Source organism: Moraxella sp. K127, assembly GCF_015223095.1.
Classification (GTDB): Bacteria; Pseudomonadota; Gammaproteobacteria; order Pseudomonadales; family Moraxellaceae; genus Moraxella.
The window spans coordinates 1-16966 of sequence record NZ_JADFBZ010000060.1 but is presented as its reverse complement, the minus strand read 5'-3'; the positions used below and the strand labels follow the sequence as shown (position 1 = coordinate 16966).

Here is a 16966-nt window from a genome sequence, read left to right as displayed (position 1 = left end):
AGTATCTGCCCTGTTTTTTATTTAGTGTACTAAAACCATCAATCCTTCCATGCTGTTCTGTCTGCTTCGGTTTTAAGCTTAGGAAACAGGTCGGGGTCAAAGCTGATGTCTTTTAGGTCAACACCTGACTTGATTTGACGTTCATAGTCTTTTAGGACACGCAGTGCCACAGGCGATAGCCACACAATGGCGATAAGGTTAATAACTGCCATGATACCCATCGTCAAGTCAGCAAAGTTCCAAACCGTTTTTAGGTCGGCAACAGACCCCACAAAGACCATGACAAGCAGGGCGATGCGTAGCCCCATCATGGCAGGCTTGGCGTTTTTTTGACCAGACAAAAACTCAATATTGCTCTCGCCATAGCTATAATTGGCAATGATAGTGGTGAACGAAAAAAAGAAAATTGCCACCGCCACAAATACCACGCCAAATTGCCCCACATATTGCGACAGGGCAAGTTGGGTAAGTTGAATGCCCGTCTGCTCAGAGTTTGGGTCAACCACACCAGATAAGATGATGATGGAGGCGGTAGCGGTACAGATGACGATGGTATCCATAAACACCCCAAGCATTTGCATGAAACCTTGTACAGCAGGGTGATTGGGATAAGTCTGAGCGGTTGCAGCGGCGTTGGGAGCAGAACCCATGCCCGCTTCGTTGGAGAACAGACCACGTTTTATGCCATTAATCATGGCTGATGCAACGGTATAGCCTAAGACCCCACCTGCGGCCTGTTCAAATCCAAAGGCGGATTTGAAGATGATGGCAATGGCGGCAGGAAACTGGGTGATGTTGCTAATAATGATAAACAAAGCCAGCAAAACGTATAAAATCGCCATGATTGGCACAATCTTACCTGCCACCTTAGCAACTGAACGCATGCCCCCAAAAACCACAGGAGCGACCAAAATCACTAAAAATAGCCCCGTTACCCAAGGGGGGATGTTAAAGGCTTCCAGACTTGCCTGAGCGATGGTATTGGCTTGCACACCGTTAAAGGCAAGTCCAAAGGCAATGAGCAGGCACACCGAAAAGATGATGGCAAGCCAGCGTTGCCCCAACCCTGCTTGAATGTAGTAGGCAGGGCCACCACGAAAGACGTTGTCAGTGTGGGGGACTTTATAAGCCTGAGCAAGAGCAGACTCAATAAAGCTTGTTGCCATCCCCAAAATGGCTGTAACCCACATCCAAAATACCGCCCCAGCACCCCCCAAATAAATGGCGATGGCAACCCCTGCAAGGTTACCTGTACCGACCCGTGCTGCCAACGACGTCATTAGGGCTTCGTAGGAACTGATACCGCCCAAGCGACCGCCTTGCCCTGATACTCTAAGAAGTTTCCATAAATGTCCAAAATAGCGAAATTGAGCAAAGCCTGTGGCAATGGTAAAATAAATGCCTCCACCAACCAACAAAAACACAATAAGACCATACCAAGGATTGCCCACTATTAGCCAATCGCCATTGCCCCAAATAAGGCTTACGCCCCAATTGATGAGACTGTTAAACCATTCAAACATAGCCACTCCGTTTAGTTCACAAAAAAAGCAAGGATTGACCTTGCTTTGGTAAAGATGTTATTATAAAAAAAATTGTCAATGATTACAAGCGTTACAATGATGGCACCATCATGTTGGCGTGGATGAGATTGATAAAATAGCGACATATAAATTAGGCTTGCTTTTTGACAAAATTTTATGCAAACTAATAGACTTTTAAACAATAAAAGGAATGTTTATGAAAGCCTTACTGGTTGTGGATATACAAAACGGCTTTATTGATGGTAATTTGGCAGTGGCAAACAGCCATACAATCATCCCCACAATTAACCGTCTAATCGCCCATTTTGATACCGTCATTTTGACCCAAGATTATCACCCTGCTACGCACATCTCATTTTATCAAAACCATGTCGGCAAAGAGGCATTTGATACGATACAGTTACCTTATGGCACGCAGGTGCTATGGCCTGCCCACTGTGTGCAAGGCACACCTGATGCCAACTTTCATGATGATTTAAAGGCTGACAAAGCCCAATTAATCATCCGTAAAGGTTATCATCAGCACATAGACAGTTATTCAGCGTTCATGGAGGCAGATAGGACAACAAAAACAGGGCTGGCAGGCTATTTGCATGAACGTGGCGTAAGTGATGTGTATGTGGTTGGTATTGCCACTGATTTTTGTGTGGCATGGACAGCGATGGATGCGGTGGCATTTGGATTTAGGTGTACGGTCATTACTGATGCAACCGCCCCAATTGACATGAATGGTTCATTAGATAAGGCCATGGCAGACATGACAGCAGTTGGGGTCAAATTTATCAATTCAAAAGATATTATAAATCAATGACTTATAAACTTTTTAAAGTTTTTATTAAAAAGTGCTTGCCAAATTTTAAAAGTCGTATATAATACGCCATATCAAGACGAAAGTTGATGAAATCTGGGGTCGTGGCGAAATTGGTAGACGCACTGGATTTAGGTTCCAGCGGGGCGACCCGTGAGAGTTCGAGTCTCTCCGACCCCACCATATACAAAAACCTGCTGTTAAGGCGGGTTTTTTGCTATGTAAGTTTTAACATGTGATAAAATTAATTAAAATCTCAATAATCTCAATGCCCATCAGCCAAGTTTATCCTTAGCCAATCTTTATCCAAAACATCATGACCGTTCAAACCTTTAACCCTAAACATTCCAATGCAAATCCTAGCAAAGTTGGTTATCACCATAAAGCCAACCATAACCAAAACCGCACCATTGACCAAAGTGCCAATTTGCAAAATACCGCTCTTGTGCAAATTGACAAGCCAAATGATGGTTCAGATGATGCCATCAAAACGCCCAAAGTCGGCTTTGTGTCTTTGGGTTGCCCCAAGGCACTTGTGGATAGCGAGCGGATTATTACCGAGCTTACTCGTGAGGGCTATCAAGTCGCCAAGGATTATGATGGGGCAGATTTGGTAGTGGTGAATACCTGTGGCTTTATTGAATCTGCTGTTCAAGAAAGCCTTGATGCCATTGGTGAGGCGATCACCAAAAACGGCAAAGTCATCGTAACAGGCTGTTTGGGTAAAGATGCCCAAAAAATTCGCACCATGCACCCTGCTGTATTGGCGGTAACTGGGGCACATGCTTATGATGAGGTGGTCAAGGCAGTAACGCACCACGTACCAAAACCTGCCAAATCAAAGACTTATGACCCCAAGATTGACCTTATTAATGATGCAGGCGTGAAACTAACCCCTGCTCATTATGCTTATCTTAAAATCAGCGAAGGCTGTAATCATCGCTGTACGTTTTGTATCATTCCGTCTTTGCGTGGGGATTTGGTGTCTCGTACCATTGACAGCGTGATGAATGAAGCGGTTGCCCTAAAAAAAGCAGGGGTTAAGGAGTTGCTTGTCATCAGTCAAGACACCTCCGCTTATGGCGTGGATTTAAAATATAAAATGGCATTTTGGCAGGGCGAGCCGCTAAGAACCAAGTTTTTTGATATGTGCCAAGCCTTAGCACGCCTTGGCATTTGGGTGCGTTTACATTATGTATACCCTTATCCGCACGTGGATAACGTGGTGCAAATTATGACAGACAGCATGAAAATCAGTGGTGGCAGGGGTGGGCTTTTGCCATATCTTGACATTCCGTTTCAGCATGCCAGCCCATCTGTATTAAAGGCGATGAAACGTCCTGCCATGAGTGAAAACACCCTAGAACGCCTTGCCATATGGCGACAGATTTGCCCTAATATCGTCATTCGTTCTACCTTTGTGGTGGGCTTTCCAGGTGAGACAGAAGAGGATTTTGAGTATCTTTTGAATTGGTTAAAACAAGCACGCCTTGACCGTGTGGGCTGTTTTACTTATTCAGAGATTGACGGAGCGACCGCCAATGATTTACCCAATCCTGTGCCAGAGTCCATCAAGCAAGCACGTTATGAGCGTTTTATGGCACTGGCACAACAAATCAGCGAAGAGAAACTTCAAGAAAAAGTCGGGCAAACGTTGGTGGTGTTGGTGGATGAGATTGACTTTGATGAAAACATTGCCATTTGCCGTAGCTATGCCGATGCTCCTGAGATTGATGGTCATGTGTATGTGGATGATATTGATGAGACAGTAAAAGTGGGGCAATTTTTGACCGTAACCATCGATGAGGCCAGTGAATATGATTTGTTTGCCAGTTTTGTGGCATAAATTAGACAATGACAAGGCAGGCCATTTTTGTGTTTTTATCCAAATTTTTAAATCCTTAATCTTGTTAGATGATTATTTGGTAAAATAATAACAACTTTATTAAAAAATCTGTAAGTTTTGTGAAATTGAGTAATAAAGTGGACGTAAAATGTAGCTTGCTCTTGTGTGTGGGTGATTTTATGCTAAAATGGCGTCAAATTAAAGATTGATGATGAATTGACTTTAATTTTGTTTAAATTGTTTAATATATCCCAATTGGAGTAAAACATGAAAAAAATCCTAGCATCTATTTTGGCACTGTCTTTGCTTGCCCCTGTTGCAGCTTTTGCAGATTACGAAGACATGATTGAGCGTCAGATTTATATGGATCCCAGCTATCAAGCCAATGTACAAAAAGCTGTAAAAATCTTGCAGGATAGAGGCTATCGCATCAAAGACATCGAGCCTGGTGTGCATCTTGGACAAAAGATTTTGGACGTTGAAGCTTATAAAGACTTTCAAGAATATGACGTTTACCTAAGCTACCCTGACCTAAAAATTATCAGCGAACGCATTGATTGGTAATTATCATCAATTATCATCATTACAAATTAAGTAATCAATTAAAAAAGTAGGCTTCAATAGCCTACTTTTTTTAGTCAGTATTTTTACTGTAATTACTATAATAAAAAATTACTGTAATCAAAAATTATATACAGCTAACAAAATTGAATTTTACCACGGAAACTGTTCGCCCTGAGCTATTTTCCGTCATGGAAGGTATTTGGGAATACAAAATTTAGCTAAGCTACCCTGACCTAAAAATTATCAGCGAACGCATTGACTGATGAGCATCTGATTGATTGGTGGTCATTGATTGTCAATCACCACTACCAAAAGATTTGAATGGATTCAAGTCTTTTTTGTTTTGACCGATTTGACAAAAATTTTGGGAATTTGCCATTGCCCCCTATATTTTTTTAGTATTTTTTAGTAAAATTCTCTTTTACCAATAACTGATGAGTATCATGACTAAATTTATTTTTGTAACAGGTGGTGTGGTTTCTTCTTTGGGTAAGGGCATTGCCGCCGCCTCTTTGGCTTCTGTGCTTGAGGCTCGTGGTCTAAAAGTTACCATGACCAAAATGGACCCTTATATCAACGTTGACCCCGGTACGATGAGTCCGTTTGAACATGGAGAGGTGTTCGTTACCGAAGATGGGGCAGAGACTGACCTTGATTTGGGCTATTATGAGCGTTTTTTAAGACATTCTAAAATGTCTCGTGCAAATAACTTCACATCGGGACGTATTTACCAAACCGTGCTTGCCAAAGAACGCCGTGGCGACTATCTTGGCAAAACTGTGCAAGTCGTTCCGCACATCACAGACGAGATTCAAAGCCGTATTTTAGCGTCAGGCGAAGGTTATGACGTTGCCATGATTGAGATTGGTGGCACGGTGGGCGACATTGAGAGCTTGCCCTTTATGGAAGCGGTGCGACAACTTATGGTAAAACTCGGGCGTGAAAACACCATGCTCATGCACTTGACATTACTACCTTACATCTCGTCCGCCAGCGAACTCAAAACCAAGCCTACTCAGCATTCTGTCAAAGAATTGCTATCCATTGGCATTCAGCCTGATATTTTGGTGTGCCGTACCGAGCATGACGTGGACGATGACACCAAGCGTAAGATTGCCATGTTCACGAACGTCCCCGAGCGTGCGGTGGCGGTGTGTAAGGACGCTCGCAGTATTTATGAGATTCCACGCACTTTTTATGAGCAAAATTTGGACGATTTGGTGTGCGAGCGTTTTGGCTTTAATCAGCCCAAAGCCGATTTGTCCGATTGGGATAAGGTCATTGACGGACTGTTTAACGCCCAAGGCGAGATTGTCGTGGCAATGGTTGGTAAATATGTAGAATTGCCCGATGCTTATAAATCGGTCAATGAAGCTCTATTGCACGCAGGCATTCATAACAAAACCCGTGTCAAAATCCACTACATCGATGCCGAAAAACTAGAAACCCAAGATACTCTTATGGACGAGCTAAAAGCCTGCCATGCTATCTTGGTACCAGGGGGATTTGGCGAGCGTGGCACCCAAGGCAAGATGAAAGCAATCCGCTATGCCCGTGAAAATGGTGTGCCGTTTTTGGGCATTTGCTTGGGTATGCAGCTCGCTGTCATTGAATTTGCTCGCAACGTGCTGGGACTTGAAGCCAACTCTACCGAGTTTGACCGCAAAACCGCTAATCCGATTATTGGTCTGATTACCGAATGGTTTGATGAAAAAGGCGAGCTACAAATTCGCTCAGACGACAGCGATTTGGGTGGCACCATGCGACTTGGCAAACAAGAAGCTCATCTGGTGGCGGACTCTCGCCTTGCCAAAATCTACGGGGCAGGCACCATTTTTGAGCGTCATCGTCATCGCTATGAGATGAACAATCGCTACATTGAACCGCTTGAAGCACAAGGGCTAAAAATCTCGGGCTACTCTGCCAAACAAAATCTTGTGGAGACGGTGGAGCTTGACAATCACCCGTTCTTTGTGGCGGTGCAATATCACCCTGAGTTCACAAGCTCGCCCCGTGGCGGACACCCCCTCTTTAATGCCTTTATTCATTCGGCAGTTGCATTGCAAAATGGCAAATAAAGCATTACAATAAAATAAATGGGGCGGTTTTCGCCCTGTTTATTCATTGGGAAGACAAAAGGGGACAAGATGATTGAGATTGCCATTCACGAGATACAGCCTAAGCACATAGAACAAGCCATTTTGGGCGAAGAGTTAGTTTTTATCAAAGACGGGCAGGCTTATAAAATGAATTTAATACCCGAAAATAAACTTGCTAAAAAATCACGCAAAGCAGGCAGTGCCAAAGGGCAAATTAAAATGGCAGATGATTTTGATGAGCCTTTGGATTGTTTTGTTGAGTATATGCCAAATAAATTGCATGTTAATAATAAATACAGATTAGGAATAAATAATGATTGAAATTATGATTAACCATGCCGAACAACAACAAATCGCCCATGCCTTAGAGCAAATATCATTGGGCGAAAAAGTGTTGTTATCAAGCAATGGCAAAAGTTTTGTGGTATTGCCTGCTGATGAGCCTGTCATGCCATACGAGCATAACCCAAAGGCGACCATGAAAGAGGTATTTAAAAATATTAAAATCCAACTACCGCCTGATTATAAATTTGACCGTGAAGAAGCAAACAGTCGCTAAGGGTTTTTATGAATAAATCATGCTTTTTTGATAGCAATATCTTGATTTATGCCATGAGCGATGATTATCCAAAAAATCAAATTGCCCAAGAATTGTTAAATACTCATCACGTTGTAATTAGCACGCAGGTGATTAATGAATTTTGCAATGTGATGATTAAAAAGAGATATGTTGATTTTGATAAATTAACTTATATTATTTCTGCATTTGCCAATGACTATGATATTTTAACAGTTGATGCAAAATTGGCTATTCATGCTTTAAATATCAAAGCCAAATATCACTATTCCTATTGGGATAGTCTAATGATTGCTTGTGCCTTGCAAGCAAATACACCCATTTTATGTTCCGAAGATATGCACCATAATCATATCATTGAAAATAAACTTACCATTATCAATCCATTTTATAAGGAAAACCCATGACGCTAACCGCCAAATCCACCATTGAATTATCATCACCATCAGGCGACATCAAAATTGCCAATGATTTGCCATTTGTGCTATTTGGTGGCATGAATGTTTTAGAAAGTCAAGAATTGGCATTTGAGATTGCCGAGAGCTATATTGAGATTTGCAAGAAACTTGATATTGGCTATGTGTTTAAGGCAAGTTTTGACAAGGCTAATCGGTCAAGCTTACACTCCTTTCGAGGGCCAAGCCTTGATACGGGGCTGACATGGCTAAACGACATTAAAGAAAAATACGGCGTGCCCATCATTACAGACGTACACGAACCCTACCAAGCGTCCCCTGTGGCAAAGGTGGCGGACGTGCTACAAATCCCTGCGTTTTTGAGCCGTCAAACCGACCTTGTGAGTGCCATTGCTCGCACAGGGGCGGTGATTAACATCAAAAAAGCTCAATTCCTTGCCCCGCACGAAATGCGACATATCATAGGCAAATGCCTAGAAGCAGGCAATGATAACATCATCTTGTGTGAGCGTGGCACGTCTTTTGGCTATAATAACCTTGTGGTGGATATGCTTGGCTTTGACACGATGAAAGCGATGAATGTGCCCGTATTTTTTGACGTAACGCACGCCCTACAAGAACCAGGGGCGAGAGTGGACAGTGCAGGCGGTCGCCGTAGCCAGATTACCACCTTGGCAAGAGCGGGTATAGCAACGGGACTGGCAGGGCTGTTTTTAGAAGCTCACCCAGACCCTGACAAAGCCAAATGCGATGGTCCTTGTGCGTTGCGACTGTCGCAATTAGAGCCGTTTTTACGTCAATTAAAAGAAATTGATAATTTGGTAAAAGGGTTTGAAGTTTTGGATACGCATTAAGTTTTTGTTAAATTATTGGGGTGGTTTTATACTTCCCCAATATTTTTTTAAAAGGACTAATATGAATATATTTGATTTTTTAAATGATGGTATGAGTGAAGAAAAGTTCGAACAGCGTTTACATGACGCATTTGAAAATCATTTGCCCATTGCTGATAAAGTTAATGAATTACGCAAGGATTTGAACGATACTCAAACCGTCTTAGAAATTGTTGCTCAACACCTTGATAAAACACTAACTATTGCTAGCACTGGTTTATTTTATCAGCAATGTAAATTGCATTGTGAAGTGGTAAAAAGCTACAATTATGTTGCTGAAAAAACAACGCCCATTAAAAATACACAGTTATGGCAAGACAGCGTTGCTTGGCTCATGGTTTATTATGAAGACATCTTTGACTATGCCCAAGAAGATGAAAGATTTTTTGAAATAAAACAAACGCCAATATTATGGTATTTTAAATGGGTAGTATCTAATGTTGTGGAAAATTACCATGTTAGAAAAGAGCAAATTGATAATTATCTAAAACTATTGGAATATTATTATACCTATGTATTTGCTTTGGGTCAGCGTTCTTTATACAAATCGATAGTAATGCAGGGTATTAAAAGGGGCGATTGTCAGCTTGTTGAAATGCATTTGGATAAGTGGATAAATGCAGAAGAAAATGATTTTGATGATTGTTGGGCGTGCCAAGTAGATGATATTATCCGTGCCTATGTATTTTTGGGTGAGCATGATAAAGCCTTAGAATGGTCAGAACAAATTTTAAATGGTTCGGTAAAATGTGGTGAAGTGCCACACGTTACCAACAGTTTGATTGCACAGGCTTATTTTTATACCAATCAAATTGATAAAACCAAAGAGCTTTTGGGAAGTGGCTATAAGTTAGTAAAAGGTCAAGGACAATTTATCCGTCCGATTGCTGAATTTATGCGAGTGGCAATATTATTGGGTGATGTTGATAAAGCGGTTCAAATTTATCAAGATAGCAGACATTTATTTGATCAATGTGAATCATTATTTCAAAAAATGCTATTTACGATTGAAGCATCAAAATTGGACATTCCTGAAAAATCAACGCTATTAACCGAAGCCAGGCGATTAGCTCAAGATTTTGACAAAAGAAATGAAAATGATTATTATACTTTGCAATTACCGATGTTGTATTCTTGATTTAATAAAGGCATTTTAAAATGAAAAAATTGCTATTTGTACTTCCAATTCTATTTTCTGCTAATGCCTATGCCAATAGCAGTATTGATACGGTTAAACAAATTGTTGCATTGGTAGAAAGTGGTAATATTTTTAATTTAACCAAAATGGCTGAACGATTAACGCTTAAAGATGAGATTGATAGGGCAAAACATCAACCTGTGGCGTATGATAATCGCATTGAATATACTTATCCAATCCACACCCATCAAGCAATCCAGTCCATTTCTTATAGCGTGTCGTTTGGTGGGCGTGATTTAAGTGAAGTGTATAAAAATATTGCCATTACTTTTAAAAAAGAACATTGCCCAAGCCTTGATGAATTGCAAACAGTCTTTGGCGAAAAGTTAATGGTAAGCGAATGGGGAAGTTCGCCAAGTTTACAAATAGAGCAACATGGTGATAGGCAAGGCGTGCCTTATAAAATATATCATATTCGCACATCAAATCGGCTGATTTTTGTGGAAGACAATGGCTGTGAATTAAGTGTCATTGGCACGGCAAAATTTTAGTAATGAGAGAATATATGTTTACCTAAAATTTTCAAACCACTTACCTAATTTTATGATAAAATACCCCTATTTCCACTCATTATCATTCACCCAATCAAAAGGAAAACGTATGTACGCTGAAAATACCGACAACGCCATCGAAATCAAAGACATCGTGGCTCGTGAGATTTTGGATTCTCGTGGCAACCCAACCATTGAGGCAGACGTGATTTTGGCAAATGGCGTGTGTGGTCGTGCCGCCGCTCCGTCTGGTGCGTCCACAGGTTCTCGTGAGGCGTTGGAGCTAAGGGACGGCGACAAATCTCGCTATTTGGGTAAGGGTGTCAAAAAAGCGGTGGCGAACGTCAATAGCCAAATCCGCTCGGCTTTGCTTGATAAGGACGTAACCGCCCAAAGTGAACTTGATAAGATTTTGATTGACCTAGACGGCACGGAGAATAAAGCCAACCTAGGGGCGAATGCCACGCTTGCGGTGTCGCTTGCCATTGCCAAAGCAGGGGCGTTGGCAAAAAATCTGCCACTTCATCAGTACATCGCCAATTTGCGTGGGCAAACCAGCTTAACCATGCCTGTGCCGATGATGAACATTCTAAATGGTGGGGCTCATGCTGATAATACCGTGGACATTCAAGAATTTATGATTGAGCCTGTGGGCTTTACGTCTTTTTCAGAGGGGCTTCGTGCAGGGACAGAGATTTTCCATAGCCTAAAATCCGTGCTAAAAGCCCAAGGGTTAAATACTGCCGTGGGCGATGAAGGTGGTTTTGCTCCGAACCTGCGTTCTAACGAAGAGGCGATTACCGTCATCATGAAAGCCATTGAGCAAGCGGGCTACAAAGCAGGGCAGGACATTTTCCTAGCTCTTGACTGTGCGTCTAGCGAGTTTTATAAAAACGGTCAATATGTGCTAGAAGGTGAGGGCAAATCTTACGACAGCCAAGGATTTTCGGATTATCTGGCAGGGCTTGTGCGTCAATATCCGATTATCTCTATTGAAGATGGTCTTGATGAGAGCGACTGGGATGGCTGGGCGTATTTGACTCGTCAGCTTGGCGATAAAGTGCAACTGGTGGGCGATGACCTATTTGTAACCAATCCAAAAATCCTGCGTGAAGGCATTGATAAAAACATCGCCAATGCCATTTTGATTAAATTTAACCAAATCGGCACATTGTCCGAGACGCTAGACGCCATTTATCTTGCCAAAGAAAACGGCTATGCGACCGTCATCAGTCATCGTTCAGGCGAGACCGAGGATAGTACCATTGCTGACCTAGCGGTGGGTACAGCAGCAGGACAAATCAAAACAGGCTCGCTATGTCGCTCTGACCGTGTCGCCAAATACAACCAACTGCTACGCATTGAGCAGATGGTAACAGCAAGCTATCGTGGGCGTGCTGAGTTTATCGGACTGCGTGGCTGATATGACAACCCAAAAAACTGATGATACTTTGTCATCAGAACATCAAACACGCACCCAAAAAGTAGGCGTTAGCTTTTCGCCTACTTTTTTGGGTTATCTGCTACTCATTATTTTTGGGGCGGTTGTGTTGGCAGGTCTGCAACACCAATACTGGTATGGCGAGTTCGGTTATCATGCACTTAGTGAGCTAAATGATGAGCTTGCCAAGCAACAAAAAATCAATGCCGCCCAGCAAGCGGTCAATGACACGTTACGAGCGGATGTCCGTGATTTAAAATCGGGGCTGGGTGCCATTGAAGAGCATGCTCGCCTTGATTTGGGTTTGATTAAGTCAGGCGAGACATTTGTGGAGTTGTCCGTTGCCCCTATGGTGAGTGATAGAGAAATTCCCTATGGCGTGGATGGGGTGAGTGCGACAGAGCCTGTTGATGGACTTATTGATGATGACATGGGCGAGAATGTCTTTACGGGCGTTAGCGGCGATACGGGCGAGTGATGAAGCAGACAAGTCCCAACCTACCCATTCACGCACTCATCGTCTCGGCAGGGCGTGGCAGTCGTTTTGGGGCGGATGTGCCAAAGCAGTATTTGACGGTGGCAGGGCGAACGGTGTTAGAGCATGGCGTGGCGTGTTTAAATGCCCCTGCTGTCACCGATTTGACGCTTGTGGTTGCCAAAGATGATACGCTGGTGCCGTCTTTGGATTTTGAGTTTAACCGCCCTATTTATTTGACCGAAGGTGGGACAGAACGTTTTTTGTCGGTCAAGGCAGGCGTGGATGACATCGCTCGGCGAGCGGTTGGCGATGTGTGGGTGCTCATCCATGATGGTGCCAGACCATGCTTGCCTGCCGATGATTTGACCCACCTGATTGGTGCGGTGCGTGAGCTTGAACGGCTTGAACAGACGGATGGTAAGAGTAGCCCAGTAGGAGCGATACTTGCCACGCCTGTGGTGGATACCTTAAAACTTGCTCACAATAACAAAGCTTCCAATGGTTTGACAGATTGCCAACACATCAATGGTCAGATACATCGCACCATAGACCGTCGTCAGCTTTGGCAAGCCCAAACCCCCCAAGTATTTAGACTGTACGCCTTACAAGCCATGCTTGATAAGGTCATCGCTGATGGGTTGATGATTACCGATGAAGCCAGTGGGTTTGAGCAGTTCGGTCAGTCGGTGGCTTTGGTGCAGGGTTCACGCATGAACATGAAGCTGACTTATTCTGATGATTTGGCGATGATTGAGCTGATGTTGCGACATGGCATGGGTCAAGCCTAAGATGTGGGTGCGATGTTGATTTGGCTTGTGTTTATTGGCGTGGCGTTGATGGTGCTTGCCACGCTGGATGTCTTGCCTAGCCATGACATGACAGCCGTGAGCAGTCAGCTGTTTGGCATGGATACGACTCATGGGGTGGGATTTATGATGATGAGCATGCTCTTATTGGGGTGTGCTTTTTTATGTTTTAAATTTAATCAATTTCATCCCAAATCCGCTTTTGCCCGAGTGGGGCAGGTTGCCGTGCAGGTGCTACTGGTCGGCTTTGTGGTGCTATTATTCATACTTCGCACCATCAGCACCGAGCAGGTATTTACCAATACCGCTCACGCCATCCCTGAGCATGGCTATACCATCACCGCCAAAGTGATGGTGCATGAGATTAGTGACAGCGTGTATGACACAGGGAGCTATTATCACCAAAAAGCAGTGCTGTCTGATTTGACATTTGGCGGTGACCGCTTGTTGGATGGCTTTAATGATGTTGGTAAGAATCATAAAGATAGCAAAGATGAGGGCGAGCACGCAAGGACAGAGACCCACAACCCATTTGCCGTTACCGCAGACACACCCGAATCCCATCCGCTCCTGCCCAGTCAGATGACGGTACTACTCCAAGTGGCAGATGTCAAGGATAATAAGGACGGCTCGAACCGCCATCAGCTCGCCAAACTACATCCTGCCACGACCGCTTACATGACGCTACGTATCACACCCATCACTGCCGACCCTAGTGCGTCAGGCTTTGACAGTCAGCGGTGGCTTCGTACACGCCATATCCATGCCAATGCCCGAGTATTGGCGGTGCATGATGAGCCGACATCTCTGCCACAGGTGGGCTTGGTGGGGCATTTAGAGCGATTTCGTCATGTGTTACGCACGCATTTTTATCAGGATTGGCATACTCTTAGCGATGATAAACAGCAAGCCCGAGCGGTCACGCTTGCCCTGCTGACGGGCGATAGGGCATTAATCAACCGTGCGACTAAAGACTTGTACCAGTTTGGCGGTATCAGTCATCTGCTCGCCATCTCAGGCATGCATGTGGTGCTATTGGCGACGATGTTAAGTTTTGGGGTGTGTTATCTGACTGATAGGTTTTTACCGTATTATCAGCGACTGCCCCGCCATCGCCTGCGACTGTTTGTCATGGTGGGGGCGAGCATGATTTATGCGTTGTTTACAGGTTTTGATGTGCCTGCGGTGCGGACGGTGTACATGATGTTGGCGGTGGCGGTGGCGAGCTATTTGGCATTGCCTTTGTCGTCCTTGGTGGTGCTGATGTGGGTAGGGCTGGGCATGATATGGCTTGACCCTGTCATGGTGTGGCAGGCGGGGTTTTGGCTGTCCTTTGTGGCGGTGGCACTGCTCATGAGCTATGGCGAGCGTGAGTTTGATGTGCCAGTCATGTTCATAAAAGACCGTCTGGTCGGTTTGTTAAAATTACAAAGCTATCTTTTTGTCGCCATGCTTCCTGTGTCGCTGTTGTTTTTTGGTAAAGTGTCGCTGTGGGGGTTGTTTGTCAATCTGTTTGCGATAGGGCTGTTTGGGGCGGTCATCGTGCCAATAAACTTGGTGGCAGGGGTGATTTTTGTGGTGTTGCCGAGCCTTGCTGATGTGCTTTGGGGTATCTCATCGCTGATATTGGCATGGCTTCATCAGCTACTGATGTGGCTACAGAACCTAAGCGATGTATGGCTGTATCAGACCACGAGCGTGATAGGCATGGCACTGTTTGCCCTTGGGGTGGCGGTGTGGGTCGCCCCCATGATTGGGCGGAAGTTTGCATTGGTGCCACTTATGGCAGTGGCGATGATGGTGTTGTTTGCAGATAGGCAAACGCCATTTAGCGTGATGGTGCTAGATAGTGATGACAAGGTCAGTCAAGTACTTATCCGTCAGCAGGGGGCGGATAATGGTGATGATGCGGTGTGGCTTGTGCTGTCGGATTTGCAAGATGATAAGACGATAGGGCATGATAAAGTGGCGAGTGTCCTGCGTGATAAACTGCGTCAGCAGGGTGTTCGCCATCTGACAGGGGTCATCGTGCAGACCCCAAGCCATCGCATGAATGATGTGGTGGCAACGCTGGCACAGGACGTACTGATTCATCGCTATTGGCAGGCGGGGCAAGTCACCAATACCATGCAGGGCTTGCCCATGCAGGCGTGTGGGGCAGGGCGGTCATGGTCGGGGCAGGGGCTTGCCATATCAGCAATGACAGGCTGGCAGATGATAGATGATGAGCGGGTGTGGGGCTGTGCCATTGTCATTGAGAGCGAGCTGACGCCTGCCATCATGGGTGGTATCCATCATGATTATGGCGATGATGATGGTCGTGATGAGCAAAAAAGCGAGCAGGCAGGGTCACGACTCATCATTAACGGAGCGACCCATGAATATGCATGGCAAATGTATGAGACCATGTGCCATGATGAGCAGGTGCATGCCGATGTGTGGCTTGGGCACAGTCGCCATGCTATGAGTGGGGCGGTGCTGGCACAAACTTTGCCATCTCGGTTTGTTTTTACTGACAAAGACACGGCGGACAACCGTGAGCGAGCCGAGCTGATGATGATAGAACTTGGTGGTCGCTAGATATGCCCTAATAACAAATTGATAAAATTTAAGGCGAGCATTTGGCGATATTTGTGCTAAAATAAACCTTTTAAAATTTAAAATCAGTTAAAACCGACCGCACGGTTTTAACTTGGATTTTTAAAAGTTAAGTCAGGAAAATACATTATGGCATGGCCACCAAACCCCAATAAAGACAACTCAAACGAACGTCCAACCCCAGCACCACAAACACCGCCTAACCAGTACAGCGGTCAGGAGTGGCGACTACTAGAAAAAACGCTCATGGCAAGTCTTGATGAGCAAAGAAAAGCTCGCCGTTGGGGGATATTTTTTAAATTGCTCACGTTCGGCTATATCGTTTTTATCATCGCCGTCATGGGGCGTGGGTGTAGCACTGTCAGTAGCACCATGCCACTAGAAGCGAACTCGCCCCATTTGGCGGTGGTGGAAGTCAATGGCGTGATTGCCAGTGACAGCGATGCCAATGCTTATGACATCAGCTCAGCACTGACCGAAGCCTTTGAAAATCCCAATGCCAAAGCCGTTGCCCTTGCCATCAACTCTCCTGGGGGTTCGCCCGTGCAGTCGGATGAGATTTGGCAGACCGCCATGGAACTGCGTAAAGACAACCCCGACAAAAAACTCTATGCCGTCATTGGCGACATCGGAGCAAGTGGGGCGTATTATATCGCAAGCTCTGCTGATGAGATTTGGGTGAATCCATCAAGTCTGGTTGGCTCTATCGGGGTCATCATGTCAAGCTATAACACCGAAGAGCTGATGAAAAAAATCGGTGTCCAAGACCGCACCATGACATCGGGTCAGTACAAAGACATTCTATCCATGTCTCGCCCCATGACCGAAGATGAGCGGGCACACGTCCAACAACTGCTTGATACCACGCACCAAAACTTTATCGACGCGGTCAAAGAAGGGCGTGGCGATAAGCTCAAAAATGCCGAACAAAACAACGTGTTTAGCGGTCTGTTCTGGACGGGCAAAGAGTCGCTTGAACTGGGGCTTGCCGACAAAGCGGGCGGTATTAGCAAGCTAGAAAAAGAGCTGGGTGTTGAGCATTCGGTGAATTATACCTATGTAGACCCCATGCGTAAAGTCTTTGACCGCCTTGGCGTGCAAATCGGCAAAGGTCTAGGGCAAGGCGTGCAGATGAGCATTGCAGAAAACAGCCAAAGCAAATTGCAATGATAATAAAGACAAATTAAAAAACTAAAAAAAGGGCGTG

General features: G+C 44.6%; 16 protein-coding genes and 1 tRNA gene. 16 read left to right on the top strand and 1 reads right to left on the bottom strand.

Annotation, left to right across the window (positions count from 1 at the left end):
* Positions 1 to 38: 38 nt before the first annotated feature.
* A complete protein-coding gene (locus IM753_RS11410) occupies positions 39 to 1523 on the bottom strand; it encodes a sodium:alanine symporter family protein (RefSeq protein ID WP_062500485.1) in 1485 nt (494 codons plus the stop codon).
* Positions 1524 to 1740: 217 nt separating this feature from the next.
* Between IM753_RS11410 and pncA the strand changes: the two genes are divergently transcribed.
* The 16 genes from pncA (at position 1741) to sppA (ending at position 16929) form a co-directional block, all read left to right on the top strand.
* Positions 1741 to 2355 carry a bifunctional nicotinamidase/pyrazinamidase gene (gene pncA / locus IM753_RS11405; RefSeq protein ID WP_370582849.1) on the top strand — a complete coding sequence of 205 codons (615 nt, stop codon included), beginning with the start codon at positions 1741 to 1743 and terminating at the stop codon, positions 2353 to 2355.
* Positions 2356 to 2450: 95 nt separating this feature from the next.
* A tRNA-Leu gene (locus IM753_RS11400) sits at positions 2451 to 2535 on the top strand.
* 133 nt (positions 2536 to 2668) lie between these two features.
* Entirely contained in the window at positions 2669 to 4198 is a 1530-nt protein-coding gene (gene rimO / locus IM753_RS11395) for a 30S ribosomal protein S12 methylthiotransferase RimO (RefSeq protein ID WP_194109322.1), read from the top strand.
* A 267-nt stretch (positions 4199 to 4465) separates the two neighbouring features.
* On the top strand, positions 4466 to 4762 hold the full coding sequence (locus tag IM753_RS11390; protein WP_065256757.1) for a PepSY domain-containing protein: 297 nt from the start codon (positions 4466 to 4468) through the stop codon (positions 4760 to 4762).
* A gap of 443 nt (positions 4763 to 5205) precedes the next feature.
* A complete protein-coding gene (locus IM753_RS11385; RefSeq protein WP_194109321.1) occupies positions 5206 to 6840 on the top strand; it encodes a CTP synthase in 1635 nt (544 codons plus the stop codon).
* A 69-nt stretch (positions 6841 to 6909) separates the two neighbouring features.
* Positions 6910 to 7182: a type II toxin-antitoxin system Phd/YefM family antitoxin gene (locus IM753_RS11380; RefSeq protein WP_115247588.1), complete on the top strand. Its 273-nt coding sequence runs from the start codon at positions 6910 to 6912 to the stop codon at positions 7180 to 7182.
* Positions 7175 to 7420, top strand: coding sequence for a hypothetical protein (locus IM753_RS11375; protein WP_066886410.1), 246 nt, complete (start codon positions 7175 to 7177; stop codon positions 7418 to 7420). Before IM753_RS11380 ends, IM753_RS11375 begins: the two co-directional genes overlap by 8 nt.
* 8 nt (positions 7421 to 7428) lie before the next feature.
* Complete coding sequence (locus tag IM753_RS11370; protein WP_194109320.1) at positions 7429 to 7845, top strand: PIN domain-containing protein; 417 nt, start codon at positions 7429 to 7431, stop codon at positions 7843 to 7845.
* Positions 7842 to 8708, top strand: coding sequence for a 3-deoxy-8-phosphooctulonate synthase (gene kdsA / locus IM753_RS11365; protein WP_194109319.1), 867 nt, complete (start codon positions 7842 to 7844; stop codon positions 8706 to 8708). The genes IM753_RS11370 and kdsA overlap by 4 nt, the downstream gene beginning before the upstream one ends.
* Positions 8709 to 8769: 61 nt before the next feature.
* Positions 8770 to 9885 carry a hypothetical protein gene (locus IM753_RS11360; protein ID WP_194109318.1) on the top strand — a complete coding sequence of 372 codons (1116 nt, stop codon included), beginning with the start codon at positions 8770 to 8772 and terminating at the stop codon, positions 9883 to 9885.
* A 20-nt stretch (positions 9886 to 9905) separates the two neighbouring features.
* Entirely contained in the window at positions 9906 to 10436 is a 531-nt protein-coding gene (locus IM753_RS11355; protein WP_194109317.1) for a hypothetical protein, read from the top strand.
* 109 nt (positions 10437 to 10545) lie between these two features.
* Complete coding sequence (gene eno, locus IM753_RS11350; protein ID WP_065256750.1) at positions 10546 to 11859, top strand: phosphopyruvate hydratase; 1314 nt, start codon at positions 10546 to 10548, stop codon at positions 11857 to 11859.
* A gap of 88 nt (positions 11860 to 11947) precedes the next feature.
* Positions 11948 to 12355, top strand: coding sequence for a septum formation initiator family protein (locus IM753_RS11345; protein ID WP_370582850.1), 408 nt, complete (start codon positions 11948 to 11950; stop codon positions 12353 to 12355).
* Positions 12355 to 13143 carry a 2-C-methyl-D-erythritol 4-phosphate cytidylyltransferase gene (ispD, locus tag IM753_RS11340; RefSeq protein ID WP_194109315.1) on the top strand — a complete coding sequence of 263 codons (789 nt, stop codon included), beginning with the start codon at positions 12355 to 12357 and terminating at the stop codon, positions 13141 to 13143. The genes IM753_RS11345 and ispD overlap by 1 nt, the downstream gene beginning before the upstream one ends.
* A gap of 15 nt (positions 13144 to 13158) precedes the next feature.
* Positions 13159 to 15741 carry a ComEC/Rec2 family competence protein gene (locus IM753_RS11335; RefSeq protein ID WP_194109314.1) on the top strand — a complete coding sequence of 861 codons (2583 nt, stop codon included), beginning with the start codon at positions 13159 to 13161 and terminating at the stop codon, positions 15739 to 15741.
* Between the two features lie 147 nt (positions 15742 to 15888).
* Entirely contained in the window at positions 15889 to 16929 is a 1041-nt protein-coding gene (sppA, locus tag IM753_RS11330) for a signal peptide peptidase SppA (RefSeq protein ID WP_194109313.1), read from the top strand.
* The last annotated feature ends 37 nt before the right edge of the window (positions 16930 to 16966 follow it).